This window comes from Mesorhizobium sp. B283B1A (assembly GCF_020165735.1).
Taxonomy (GTDB): Bacteria; Pseudomonadota; Alphaproteobacteria; order Rhizobiales; family Rhizobiaceae; genus Mesorhizobium; species Mesorhizobium opportunistum.
Genome location: NZ_JAIUIQ010000001.1, coordinates 14460 through 27021 on the forward strand (window position 1 = coordinate 14460; position 12562 = coordinate 27021).

The 12562-nt window shown below is 62.8% G+C and carries 12 protein-coding genes; 4 read left to right on the plus strand and 8 right to left on the minus strand.

Annotation, left to right across the window (positions count from 1 at the left end):
• The first annotated feature begins 57 nt into the window (after positions 1-57).
• On the plus strand, positions 58-948 hold the full coding sequence (locus tag LB577_RS00085) for a YicC/YloC family endoribonuclease (RefSeq protein WP_224685055.1): 891 nt from the start codon (positions 58-60) through the stop codon (positions 946-948).
• Positions 949-969: 21 nt separating this feature from the next.
• Positions 970-1626 (plus strand): guanylate kinase, encoded by a 657-nt coding sequence (gene gmk / locus LB577_RS00090; protein ID WP_049802478.1) that lies wholly within the window; start codon positions 970-972, stop codon positions 1624-1626.
• A 6-nt stretch (positions 1627-1632) separates the two neighbouring features.
• Here the strand turns inward: gmk and LB577_RS00095 are convergent, their stop codons facing one another.
• From LB577_RS00095 to lptF, 7 genes are all read right to left on the minus strand, one after another.
• Positions 1633-1926 carry a DUF1330 domain-containing protein gene (locus LB577_RS00095; RefSeq protein ID WP_224685056.1) on the minus strand — a complete coding sequence of 98 codons (294 nt, stop codon included), beginning with the start codon at positions 1924-1926 and terminating at the stop codon, positions 1633-1635.
• A 168-nt stretch (positions 1927-2094) separates the two neighbouring features.
• A complete protein-coding gene (gene rsmA / locus LB577_RS00100; protein WP_224685057.1) occupies positions 2095-2919 on the minus strand; it encodes a 16S rRNA (adenine(1518)-N(6)/adenine(1519)-N(6))-dimethyltransferase RsmA in 825 nt (274 codons plus the stop codon).
• Between the two features lie 25 nt (positions 2920-2944).
• Positions 2945-3976, minus strand: a complete 1032-nt coding sequence (gene pdxA / locus LB577_RS00105; protein WP_224685058.1) for a 4-hydroxythreonine-4-phosphate dehydrogenase PdxA — start codon at positions 3974-3976, stop codon at positions 2945-2947.
• Positions 3977-3992: 16 nt separating this feature from the next.
• Complete coding sequence (locus LB577_RS00110) at positions 3993-4925, minus strand: SurA N-terminal domain-containing protein (protein ID WP_224685059.1); 933 nt, start codon at positions 4923-4925, stop codon at positions 3993-3995.
• Between the two features lie 91 nt (positions 4926-5016).
• On the minus strand, positions 5017-7461 hold the full coding sequence (locus LB577_RS00115) for an LPS-assembly protein LptD (protein WP_224685060.1): 2445 nt from the start codon (positions 7459-7461) through the stop codon (positions 5017-5019).
• A complete protein-coding gene (lptG, locus tag LB577_RS00120) occupies positions 7461-8546 on the minus strand; it encodes an LPS export ABC transporter permease LptG (RefSeq protein WP_031258544.1) in 1086 nt (361 codons plus the stop codon). Before lptG ends, LB577_RS00115 begins: the two co-directional genes overlap by 1 nt.
• Entirely contained in the window at positions 8543-9745 is a 1203-nt protein-coding gene (gene lptF / locus LB577_RS00125) for an LPS export ABC transporter permease LptF (protein ID WP_224685061.1), read from the minus strand. The genes lptG and lptF overlap by 4 nt, the downstream gene beginning before the upstream one ends.
• A gap of 364 nt (positions 9746-10109) precedes the next feature.
• Here lptF and LB577_RS00130 point away from each other — a divergent pair, with 364 nt between their 5' ends.
• Positions 10110-11621 (plus strand): leucyl aminopeptidase, encoded by a 1512-nt coding sequence (locus LB577_RS00130; protein WP_224685062.1) that lies wholly within the window; start codon positions 10110-10112, stop codon positions 11619-11621.
• A gap of 9 nt (positions 11622-11630) precedes the next feature.
• On the plus strand, positions 11631-12080 hold the full coding sequence (locus LB577_RS00135; RefSeq protein WP_224685063.1) for a DNA polymerase III subunit chi: 450 nt from the start codon (positions 11631-11633) through the stop codon (positions 12078-12080).
• An 8-nt stretch (positions 12081-12088) separates the two neighbouring features.
• Here LB577_RS00135 and LB577_RS00140 read toward each other — a convergent pair whose 3' ends face one another.
• Positions 12089-12469 carry a carboxymuconolactone decarboxylase family protein gene (locus tag LB577_RS00140; protein WP_224685064.1) on the minus strand — a complete coding sequence of 127 codons (381 nt, stop codon included), beginning with the start codon at positions 12467-12469 and terminating at the stop codon, positions 12089-12091.
• Positions 12470-12562: the final 93 nt, after the last annotated feature.

Genomic DNA, 12562 nt, shown 5'->3' on the forward strand with positions numbered 1-12562 from the left:
AGCATTTGCCCTGTCCGGAATGATTTCGGGGCAATGCGCCAGGGGTGTGCAGGCGACATGAATTTGCAGAGCATGACCGGATTTGCCCGTTCCGTCGCCGAGCATGAAGGGACCTCGGTCGCCTGGGAGGTCAAGTCCGTCAACGGCAAGAGCGTCGAGGTGCGGCTGCGGCTGCCGCAGGGATTCGAGCGGCTGGAGCCGGCGGTCAGGCAAACACTGCAGAAGCGTTTCGCCCGTGGCAATTTCCAGGCGACGCTGACCATCGGCCGTGCCGCCGGCACGCAGGCGCAGCCAGTTATCAACGAGGCGTTCCTGAAGGATCTTGCCGGCCTCGCCAAGCGGCTGCAGGAGCAATTCGGCGTTGCTCCGGCGACGGCCGACGGCCTGCTTTCGCTGCGTGGCGTGCTCGATATTCCCGAAACTATCGAAACCGAAGAAGCGCGCGCCGCGCTCGATACTGCCATCATGGCGGCGCTAGACGTGGCATTGAAGGGGCTCGAAAAGGCGCGGCAGGGCGAGGGTGCTGCACTGGCGCTGCTTTTGTCCGGCCATATCGATGCCATCGAGGCCTTGACGTTGCGCGCCGAGGCGGATCCGTCGCGCGATGCGGCGGCGATCCGTGAACGCATCGCCGAGCAGGTCAGGCTGCTGATGGACCCGTCCGCCAATCTGGATGCGAGCCGGCTGCACATGGAAGCGGCGTTTCTTGCCACCAAGGCCGACATTCGCGAAGAGATCGACCGGTTGAAAACGCATGTCGCGTCTGGCCGGGCGCTGATCGAGGGCGGCGGCGCCGTCGGCCGCAAGCTCGATTTTCTGGCACAGGAATTTAACCGCGAATCGAATACGCTGTGTTCGAAGTCGAACGCTGCGGCCGTCACCGCGATCGGGCTGGAACTGAAGGCCGTGGTCGACCAGTTTCGTGAACAGGTCCAGAATCTGGAGTAGCCGATGGTTGCCAAGGAACCGATGGTTGCCAGGGATTTGGGCTCCCGCATTCGTCGCCGGGGGCTGATGCTCGTCCTGTCGTCGCCATCCGGCGCCGGCAAGTCGACCATCGCGCGCAACCTTCTGGAAAGCGACTCCAGCCTCGAACTGTCGGTCTCGGTCACCACAAGGCCGCGTCGCGGCAGCGAGATCGAGGGTGTTCACTACCATTTCCGCACGATGCGCGACTTCGAACGGTTGCGCGATTCCGATGCACTGCTCGAGTGGGCCGAGGTGCATGGCAACTGCTATGCGACACCGCGCGAACCCGCCGAACTGGCGCTGGCGCAAGGCCGCGACATGCTCTTCGACATCGATTGGCAAGGCGCCCAGCAGCTCAAGGAGAAGATGCGCGCCGATATCGTCTCGATCTTCATCCTGCCGCCGTCGATGAAGGAATTGAAGGCACGCCTGAAGCGCCGCGCCGAGGACCAGGAAGCGGTGATCGAGACGCGGCTCAAGAACGCCCGCAACGAGATCGAACACTGGAAGGAATATGATTTCGTCATCGTCAATGACGATCTGGATCGCGCCTTCGCCGAAGTGCGCGGCATCGTCGTCGCCGAGCGGCTAAGGCGCGATCGCCGGCCTGGTCTGTTCGATTTCGTCTCTGGCCTGTTGGACGAAAAGACCGGCTGACCGGTTTCAGGATGCCACGCCGTCGACCAGGATCAGATTGCGGCTGAGCGCGGCGTCGCGCACGTCCAGTGCAGCCGCATACTCAGCCGAAGCGTACCAACGCCTGGCCCGTTCCATGTCAGGAAATTCGACGACGATCAGCGGCCCGGGATGCCACTTGCCTTCCAGCGCCTCCACCTGGCCGCCACGCACCAGATAGCGCCCGCCGTGCTGTGCGATGGAGGCAGCGGCACGGGTTCGATAGATCTCGATCGCCTCTTCGTCGCGGATGGTGACATCGGAAATGATGTAGGCGGGCATTTGGTTCTCCAGCATGTTTGCCAGATTATCTATGCCGTGAGCGAGGCGTTTCCAGGCCTGCTGGTGCTAGAGCATTTCACCGTTTCACGGAAACGGCGAACCGCTCTATCTCTTTGTTTTTTCGCAATTCCGGACGGAAAACCGTGTCACACTTTTCCTGGAATTGCTCTATACCAAATTGGTCAGCCGCACGAACTCCTCGACGCTGAGCGTCTCGGCACGGCGGGTCGGATCGATGCCTGCGCGCTCGAGCAGGGTCTCGCCGCCGAGACTTTTCACGCTCTGCCGCAACATCTTCCGGCGTTGGCCGAAAGCGGCTTCCGTGACGCGGCCGAGTTTTTTCACGTCGGCGGGCAGCGGTGCCGCGCGCGGCTCCAGATGCACCACCGAAGAGGTGACCTTGGGCGGCGGCGTGAATGCCTGGGGCGGCACGTCGAAGGCGATCCTGGCCTGGGTACGCCAGCCGGCCAGCACGCCAAGCCTGCCATAGGCATCGCTGCCGGGCGCGGCGACGATGCGCTGGGCCACCTCACGCTGGAACATCAGCGTCATCGAGGCATAGAAGGGCGGCCAGTCCGTGACCGTCAGCCAGCGGATCAGCAACTCGGTGCCTATGTTGTAGGGCAGATTGGCCACGATCTTCGTCGGCGCGCCGGCGGCGAGCGCGGCAAAGTCCGTTTTCAGCGCGTCGCCGGCAATAATCTCCAGCCGGCCCGGATAATGTTCCGAAATCTCGGCCAACGCCGCGAGGCAGCGTTCGTCGCGCTCGATGGCAATGACCCGTCGGGCGCCGTTGAAAAGCAGCGCCCTTGTCAGGCCGCCAGGCCCCGGCCCAACCTCGATTATCGTGGTGTTTGTCAGGTCGCCCGCGGCACGCGCGACCTTGCTGGTTAGATTGAGGTCGAGCAGGAAATTCTGGCCGAGCGCCTTTTTCGCCTGCAGCTCATGGCGCTCGATGACGTCGCGCAGCGGAGGCAACCCGTCGATGCTCATGCCGGAAAGCCAGAAGGGGGAGCACTCATGCGGCCGCAGCCCTTGCGTCGGTGTCAGCCAGCTTCCTGGCCAGCTTCAACGCAGCGATCAGGCTGTCGGGGCGCGCAATGCCCTTGCCGGCGATGTCGAAGGCGGTGCCATGGTCGGGCGAGGTGCGGATGAAGGGCAGGCCGAGCGTGACGTTGACCGCCTCGTCGAAGGCCAATGCCTTGGCCGGAATCAAAGCCTGGTCGTGATACATGCACAGCGCCGCGTCGTAGCCCGCCCGCGCCCGGGGATGGAACAATGTGTCGGCCGGCAGGGGGCCGAAAGCGTCGATGCCCTCGGCGCGCAGGATATCGACGGCCGGGCGCACGATACGCTCGTCCTCCAGGCCCATGGAGCCGCCTTCGCCGGCATGCGGATTGAGGCCCGCGATAGCGAGCCTCGGCCTGGCGATGCCGAACCGGCTGGCGAGGTCGGCGGCGGCAATGCGTGCGGTGGCTACGATCAACTCGGTGGTCAGGGCCTTCGGCACCTCGGCCAGGGCGATGTGGATGGTGACGGGAACCGTGCGCAGGTCAGGGCCCGCCAGCATCATCACTGGCAGCAGCGCCTCGACGCCGGTGTGCCGGGCCGCCAGATGCGCCAGATACTCGGTGTGGCCGGGAAAGCGGAATCCGGCATCGTAGAGCGGCTTCTTGGCGATGGGGCACGTGACGATGGCTGCGGCGTCACCGGCAAGGCAGGCAGCGACAGCGCGATCGATGGCCTCGACGGTGCCGGCTGCATTGGCCGGATCCGGCCGGCCCGGACTGTCGACGCAGCGCGCCGTCAGCGGAACGATCGGCAGGGCCTGGGCGAATGCCCGTGCCGATTGCGCGGGCGTTGTCTCGATGATCGGCACCGACAGGCCGAGCTGGCCCGCCCGCGAGGCGATCAGTGCCGGATCGGCAAGCAGATAGAAGGCAGGCACGTCAAGAGCTTCACGCGCCATGAAGGCGGCGATGGCGATTTCGGGGCCGATGCCGGATGGATCGCCGGCGCTCAACGCCAGCGCGGTCACTGCATCATCCACGTCAGAGCCAACCACGTCATCGCTTGACGATGTGGGCTTTCGCCTTCAACTCTTCGACATATTTCTTGCTGAGCTCGTCGGCATTCTTGTCGCTGGAGCCTTCGCTCTGGAACACCATCTGGGCGGTCTTGTCGTCAGACACTTCACGCGATGAGCAGATGCCGATGAACTCGACGCCGCGCTCGGTCTCGCGCGTGGCGGTGGCACCACCGACCTTGGTCGCCTTGATCTGCTCGGCCCAGTCCGGCGGCAGCTGCGGCGCCAGCACCCGGCCCAGGTCGCGAACGGTGACGTCGATCAAGCCCTTGGCGAACTCGCGCGTCGTGGTGCAGCCGTTGAAACGCGCGCGCATGGCGTCGGCCTCGCGCTTGCGCTTGGCCAGCGTGGCGCTGCGCTCGGACGCCGGCACGACGAAGATGACCTGCTGCAGCATGTATTCGGTGGCGCTTGGCTTGGCGCCACCCTTGTCGAGCATGCGCCTGACCGCATCCTGCTCGGTCACGCTGCCGCCCTCACCGGAACGGTAGCGCGCGCTCAAGGCCTGGTTCCAGGCCATCTGGGCGCGGATGAACTCCTTGAAGTGGTCCTTGCCGACGCCGGATTTTTCCATGACGCCGTTAAGCTGGCTGAGTTGCATCTTGTTGCTGGTTGCAAAGCGCTGATAGGCCGCTTCGACCTGGGCGTCGCTGATGCGGATACCAAGTCGTCTGGCTTCCGCGAGGCGCAGCGTCTGGTCGATCATTTCCTGGGCGGCATCGCCCTTCTTGCGCTGCAGTTTCAGGAAGGCGGCACGATGCGCGATATCACCAGTGGTGATCGGTACGTTGTTGACGACGTATTTGATCTCACTGGCGAAAGCCGGCGGCATCATGACGGTCATCGACACGGATGTCGCCGCCACAAGCAGCGCAAACCCTGCTGAAAAGAGGTACTTCCTCATCGTTGGCATCCCAATTTTATCATCCCGGCTCCGCCCAATTTCGACCTCATCCGGGTGCGCGAATCCGTGCCAGCGCTATGCGGCGAAACGATGTCGCCGACTACTGGATGGTGTCGATGGCGCTGGTCGACGAGCCGAAGTCGCCGAGCGTACGGAACGACAGGTTGAAGCCGACGCTCTGCGTCACCTCCCTGGTGTTCAGGTCGCGCGACTGCGAGTACGTCATCAGATAGGTGAAGCAGGAATCATTATAGGCAAAGCCCACCCCATCCTTGACCAACAGGCTTTCCTGCAGGTCGTAGGTTCCCGTGCCGAAGACGCGCCAGTTCTCGGCAAGATGCGTCGAGGCACCCAGCGTGACTTCGTGACGGTCGGTCGTGAAACCATAGAGCGGCTGGGCCTGGATGAAGGCATATTTGGCGCTCAGCGATACCGGCAGACCCGAATAGGCGGCCTTGAACTCGGCACGGCGAATCTCGAAGGTCTGTTCGTCGAAGCGACCGCTGACCGAGGCCGCGAACCCGTTGGGGCTGTTGATGCCAAACAGGCCGACATAGTCGGACTTGGTGTCCTGAAGACCCGAATAGGCGCCGACATTGACCAGATCCGGCGCCGCGAAGGAGTTCTCGCCGCCAATCTGATAGGACTGGCCGAAAATGGCGTTGGTGCCCCAGCCATTCATATAGGAGCCGGAATAGCGGAAGCCGACATTGGCGCGCGAGCCGCCTTCCACACGGTCGTAGCCGGAGAACTTGTCGCGTTCGAACAGGGTGGTCGCATCGAACACCATGCTCTGTGCGTCTTCGTTCGGAATGGCGAGGCCGCCGACATACTGTTCGTTCGGACGCACAAAGAGCTGTGCCATCGGCTCGATGACATGGCTGGACCCGCTGGCCATCGAAAACAGCAGCGGCCAGCGCATCTCCAGCCCGGCGGTTGCCATGTAACGGGCAAATGACGAGCGCATATCGTCGTTGGCATTTATCAACGGATTGTTGGCCATTTGGTTGACGGCGGCAAGCGAACCGGATGACGCGTCGAGATAGTCGACGTCGCCCTGCAGCGCCAGCAACGGTGTCAGCACCAGTCCGTCGTCGGTGACGAACGATCGCTTCCACTCGGTCTCGGCGGTCAGGCGGCCGGATTCGCCTTCAATGCCGCGCACGCGCTGTACAGGCTTGGTGTTGTCGTATGGGATGTTATAGGTCTCATCGAGTTGATCGCGGCGGAGGACCCGCGCGTTGACATTGAACGACAACTGGCCGCCGGCGACCGCGACATCAGGGATGTAGGCATAGTCCAACGACGGCAGCACCCAGGGCTGCTGGTTGGCACGCGCTGCGATGTTGCTGTTGGGCGTGTCTTCCTGAACCTCGAAATGCATGGCGCGCACATCGAAATAGTTGCGGTTGTTGAGACCCGTCAGGTAGACCGACGATTGGTGCACGTATGCATTGTACTTGTCGATGTTGTAGGTGCTCGAGAAATTCTTGTCGGTCTGCAGCAGAACGTCCCAGCCGAAATTCCAGCGTTCGTTGATGGCGAACTTGCCCTGCGTGCCCATCATGCCGCGGAACTTGTTCGGATCGCCCGCCGCGCCCGAATCGATGTTGTGACCGCCGGTCGAAGGGAAAGCGGCGCTATCAAGGAAGGCATCCGGGTCCTGCTGCTGGATCCCGGCGATCTTCAAACTGTATTCGCCGTTGTTGAAACGTTGGCGCCACTCGGCCTCTCCGAGGAAGCCCTGCTTGGTGTAGCCGCTCCCCGACACCGTCAGGTCATAGGTCGGCGACAGTGCGAAATAATAGGGAACCTTGACGCTGTAACCCAGGTGGCTGTTGTAGCTGATGCTGGGGATCAGGAAGCCGCTCTTGCGCTTGACCGTCGGGTCGGCAATCTCGAACGCCGGCAGGTAGGCGAGCGGGAAGCCAAAGAACTCGAAATTCGCGTTCTCGAAGCGAACCGTCTTCTTCTCGCCGTTCCAGATGATCTTCCTGGCCTTCACGCGCCAGGTCGGCGCTTTGTTGGGTTTGTCCTCGCACGGCTCGCAGGCCGTGTAGACGCCATTGTGGAACGTGGTTAGCACGCCGCCCATGCGCTCGGCACTCTCGGCGGCGAAATAGGCCTTGTCGATGGTCTCGACGCGCAGCGCGTTGACGAAACCGTCGGCGAAGTCGTCGGTTATGTCGATATGATCCGAATTGATCTTGGTGCCGTCGCTGTTGATGACTTCGACATTGCCGCTGGCGACCATCCGCTTGGTGTTGCGGTCGTATACGACTTTCTGGGCAACCAGGCGGTTGCCGCCATAATCGATCTGCACGCCGCCGACGGCGGTCACGGTCTGGTTGTCGTTGTTGTAAACCAGCGTGTCGGCGGCCAGCAGCATCTGCGAGCCGGACGGAACCTTGGCCGCAACGTCACCGACCTCCTGCGCGACCGCAGGCAGCGGGACGGCGCAGGCAAACAAGCATGCCAAGGCGCTCGCCGCATAAAGGCGCGCCAAATGGGCCTGCCTGCTGCTGGGCAAAACCGCTTCCCTCACTAGCCGTCTTCCTTGTATAGCAGGAAAGTCACCCCGAAGAACATAGCTACCACGACCGGCACCCAGGCGGCTACGGCAGTCGGCACGAATCCCGCCACGCCGAATGCCTTCACCAGCACCGAAACGACATAAAGCAGAAAGCCGGCAACGACGCCACCCAGAATCATCGTTGCCGATTGTCCCATCCTCGCAAATCGCATTGAAACTGTTGCAGCAATCAGCGTCATGGCGACGAGGAGGAACGGCAACGCCACCAGCGAATCAAACTGCATGGCAAAGGCATTTGCCTTGAGGCCGAAGGAACGGGCAACCTCGATTTTTCCGGGCAGGTCGTAGAAAGGAATGGTTTCCGGGCGCGCCAGCCGCTCCTGCACGAATTCCGGCTTCAGATTGGTCGGCACGCGATCGTTCGCCGCAGACTGGATGACGCCGTTCCTGAAGGTCTTGACGTCCTGCAATTCCCAATAACCGTCCCGCAGGTAGGCACGCGCCGCATCCTTGCGCTCGGCGATATTGCCTTGCTGGTCGAGGATGAAAAAGACGGCGTCGGACATCTCCAGGCCCTGGTTGAGGATAGCCCGCGCGCCGATGATGGTGTCGCCGGAACTGGTTTTCTGGCGTATCCAGGGCGCCGCGTCGGCCGAAACCGTGTTTGATTTTCCGGAGCGCAACTGGGTCTCGATCTGTTCGGACAAAGAGAAGGCGTGCGCGGCGAGCGGGTTGATGATCCCGACCGATACGACGCCGAACAGCAGCGCTCCGATGCAGCACGGCAAAAGGAATTGCCAGGCGGAGACGCCGGCCGAACGCGCAATGACCAGCTCATAGCGCCGGTTGAGCGATACCAGCGTCGCCATCGCCGAGAACAGGCCGACGAAAGGCACCGTCTGCAGCATGATCATCGGCATCCGGAGGCCCGAAATGGCCATCGCCGTCCCATAGGTGAAGCCGGGCAAGCCGGTGGTACGGCCGGACAACTCGGTGAAATCGATCAGGAACACCAGCGCCAGCAGGCCGAGGAAGAACCAGATCGTGATCGCCACGTAGCGGAAGAAGAAATATCGGCCCAGCGTCCAGCCCATCAGCCGACCCTCTGACCTGAAGTGTCGCGCCTCGACAAACGCAGTTTCAGAGAATTCCAGCCGTCACCGATGCGGCTGGCCAGATTTGTCATCCAGTCCGCCCAGGCCACCGGCAATTCCATGGTCCGGTTGGAGACTATGAACCAGATCGCCACCGCCGAAGCCACGATGGGTACGCCATAGACCATATAGCCGTATTGCGGGATCTCATCGGCCTTGCTTGCGGCAAAGAAGCCCAGCCAGCGCACGAACAGCGATATTGCAATGGCCGTGATCAGCGGATTGACGCGCGCCTCCCGGTGCGAGCGTGCGTCGCCCGCGACCGCCAGTGCGATCAATGCGAAGACCATGGAATAGGTCCACTCCGAAAACCGCTGGTCGATCTCGGCCCGGTACTCCTGTGGATTTTGCTGATAGTTCTTGTCGTTGGCGCTGGGATTGAGCAGGTATTGGGTGGTCTGGTCCTTCGGCAGCAGCGTTACTTGATTGGCCGCCGACATGAAGGCCGACATGTCAAAGGCATAGGAGGTGAACCGGATGACACTGAGGTCACCGGTCAGCGTTTTGCGATGGATGACGCCGTCATTCATCATCAGCACCTTTTCGCCGCCGCGTTCGATGATGCTGCCGGTCTTGGCATAATAGACGAGATTGACGCCTTCCTCGCGCGAATCGGCGACGAAGATGCCACCCAGCTTATTGTCGGGAAGCCGCTCGCCGATCTGCAGGAACAGCCCGTCCTCGATCTTTCGGAAGGTGCCTTCCTGGATGATCAGCGACAACAGGTCGGAGCGCGACTCCGCCACCAGGGCGCGGTTCTTCTGCCGCGCATAAGGGTCGATGCCGTTGTCCACCGCGAAGGAAAAGACGCTTGCGGCCAGCGCCAGAAGCATGATCGGCCGCACGATCGTCCACCGCGAGGCGCCCGAGGCGTTGACGACCACGAGCTCCGAATCCGAATTCATGACGCTGAGTGTCTGGGCGACAGCCACCACCAGCGCGAAAGGCACGACGATCGGGATGATCGAGGGCAGGATGAGGGATGCGACCTCGAAGAAGGTCAGGGCGGACTGGCCGCTGTCGGTGACCAGATCGATCTTGGCCAGCACCTGCGTCGTCCACACGATGGCCAGCGTCCAGACCAGCGCCGCCATGAAGACCACGAAAGCGCGGCGCATGATGTAGCGTTCAACGACCGTCATGAAGGCTTTACTCGGTTTTCTCGAACGGCATCATGCCACCAAACTAAGGGTAGCTGTCCGGCGACGACCGCACAACTGGCTCCGATGGGCTCGATCAGGCAGGCGATCCGGTTCCCGTCCCACCTCGCGTGCCGCTGTGGACCGGAGTGTCGGCGGCAATGGATAAGAAAGGGCGAACATCGATGGTTAACAACAGGTTGCGGCATGAAGCGGGGCCGTGCCGCGACGAATCGCCATCGATTCCATGTGTCATATGGGTAGCCATTTTGGCAAAGTCTTGCCAAATGCCGGAAAACGACCAAATGTCGCGGATTGCTTCAAACCGCTTCGCGCACAGTCAAACACTCCCCGAAAGCAGGACATGATGAACCCGAGACCGTCGATCGCCTTTGCAAAATTCGCCGCGCCCCAGACGGCGGCGAGCAGGAAGGGCACCGTCCTCGTGCTGTCGGCGGATGACGGCGGCTTGACCGATGCGGCCAGGGCTTATGATCCCGGGAAGACGCTGGAGCGCGCTTTCCCGGTGGCCGAGTTCACCGGCAAGTTCGCCGGCGTCGTCGAAATTCTGGCGCCGGAGGGATCCTCGCTCGATAGGTTGGTCGCGATCGGCGCCGGCAAAGCGTCGGGGCTCGACGAATATGCCTGGCTGAAACTCGGCGGCACCATTGCGGCGTCGCTGCGCAAGGCAACCGATGTGGCCGTGGTGCTCGACCTGGCCGGCGCCTCGCCCGATGGCAAGGATGCCGCCAGCCTCGCGGCGGGCATTCTCCTGCGCAGCTATTCCTTCGACAAGTACAAGACCAGGAAGGACAAGGATGACGCAAAGGCCGATCCCAGGAAGCCGGCCAAGGTGACCATCCACACCGCCGACCCGGCAGGCGCCAAGAAGGCCTTCGCGGATGCCGAGGCGGTGATCGACGGCGTGCTTCTGGCGCGCGACCTGGTCAACGAGCCGGCAAACGTGCTGGGACCGGTCGAGTTCGCTGCCCGCGCCAAGGAACTCGAGGCGCTCGGCGTCAAGGTCGAGATCCTGGCCGAGAAGGAGATGAAGAAGCTCGGCATGGGCTCGCTGCTCGGCGTCGCGCAAGGCTCGCCTCGCGGCGCTCGCATGGCCGTCATGCAGTGGAACGGCGGCAAGCCCAAGGACAGCCCTGTCGCCTTCGTCGGCAAGGGCGTCACCTTTGACACCGGCGGCAATTCAATCAAGCCCGCATCGGGCATGGAAGACATGAAAGGCGACATGGGCGGTGCCGCGGCGGTCACCGGCCTGATGCATGCGCTGGCCGCCCGCAAGGCGAAGGCCAATGTCGTCGGCATCATCGGCCTGGTGGAAAACGCCGTCGACGGCCATGCCCAGCGCCCCGGCGACATTGTCACGTCCATGTCGGGGCAGACCATCGAGGTGCTCAACACCGACGCGGAAGGGCGCCTCGTGCTGGCCGACGCGCTGTGGTACTGCAACGACCGCTTCCAGCCGAAATTCATGGTCAATCTGGCGACGCTGACCGGCGCCATCATGGTCGCGCTCGGCGTGCATTACGCCGGCCTGTTCTCCAACAATGACGAGTTGGCGCAAAGGCTGACGGCGGCGGGCCAGTCGACGCAGGAGCGGCTGTGGCGCATGCCGCTCGGCGCCGAATACGACAAGCTGATCGATTCCAAAAACGCCGACATGAAGAACATCGGCGGCCGCTACGGCGGCGCGATTATCGCCGCGCAGTTCCTGCAGCGCTTCGTCAAGGACACGCCCTGGGCGCATCTCGACATCGCCGGCACGGCGATGGGCGCGCCGTCGAACGAGATCAACCAGTCGTGGGGCTCGGGCTTTGGTGTGCGGCTGCTCGACCGCCTGGTGCGCGATCATTACGAGAGCTGACCTCGATCCATGGCCGAAGTGCTGTTCTACCATCTGACCGAATCGACGCTGGAGGATGCGCTGCCGGGTCTGCTCGAGCGCAGCGTCGATCGCGGCTGGCGCGCCGTGGTGCAGACCGGCACCGAGGAGCGGCGCGACGCGCTAGACCAGCACCTGTGGACCTTCCGGGACGATTCGTTCCTGGCGCACGCGACCGATCGTGAGGCCTATCCCGGCGAACAGCCTATCCTGTTGACCACCGGCGACGGCAATCCCAACGAAGCAAAAATAAGGTTCCTGGTCGATGGCGCGGCGCCGGCTGACCTCAGCGGTTACGAGCGTGCCGTGTTCCTGTTCGACGGCCATGACGCCGCCCAGGTCGATGCGGCCCGGGCGCATTGGAAGACGATGAAGGACGCGGGCCACGCCGTGACCTACTGGCAGCAGACGCCAGACCGGCGCTGGGAGCGCAAGGCTTAGCCCCGCGGCTATTGCCCTGCCATTTCCTTCTTGAATGTCTCGAAATCGACCTGCATGCCATTGAAGATGGTGCTCCAGTGGCGGGTCAGCGCGGACATCGCCACCGCTTCCTGGATCTCTTCTTCGGTGGCGCCGGCTCGCTTGGCGTCCTGCGTGTCCGACCATATGCAGTAGTTGCAGTAGTTGCACGGAATCTGCGCCGCCACCGCCAGTGAGATCAGCGACTTGATCTTTGGCGGCAGCGCCGTCTTGTCGCTGAGCTCGATGGCCTTGACCTCGGCCCAGGCACCGGGCAGACCGGCTTTTGGAAACTGCTTCACGAAGCTGGGCACGCCGCCCATGGTCGACTGGATATCCTTGATCGTCACATCATAGTCGTCGGCGTACACTGGCGCCGTGGCGAGCGAGAAGATGCGGGCCGAAGCGGCGAGCGCCTGCGCGACGGCGCCAACGCAAGCTAGTTGTCCGGCAAGGTGCGATTA

Coding starts and splice junctions, on each gene's coding strand:
- LB577_RS00085 (WP_224685055.1), top strand. CDS start 58: ATGAATTTGCAGAGCATGACCGGATTTGCCCGTTCCGTCGCCGAGCAT.
- gmk (WP_049802478.1), top strand. CDS start 970: ATGGTTGCCAGGGATTTGGGCTCCCGCATTCGTCGCCGGGGGCTGATG.
- LB577_RS00095 (WP_224685056.1), bottom strand. CDS start 1,926: ATGCCCGCCTACATCATTTCCGATGTCACCATCCGCGACGAAGAGGCG.
- rsmA (WP_224685057.1), bottom strand. CDS start 2,919: ATGAGCATCGACGGGTTGCCTCCGCTGCGCGACGTCATCGAGCGCCAT.
- LB577_RS00110 (WP_224685059.1), bottom strand. CDS start 4,925: ATGCCAACGATGAGGAAGTACCTCTTTTCAGCAGGGTTTGCGCTGCTT.
- lptF (WP_224685061.1), bottom strand. CDS start 9,745: ATGACGGTCGTTGAACGCTACATCATGCGCCGCGCTTTCGTGGTCTTC.
- LB577_RS00130 (WP_224685062.1), top strand. CDS start 10,110: ATGAACCCGAGACCGTCGATCGCCTTTGCAAAATTCGCCGCGCCCCAG.
- LB577_RS00135 (WP_224685063.1), top strand. CDS start 11,631: ATGGCCGAAGTGCTGTTCTACCATCTGACCGAATCGACGCTGGAGGAT.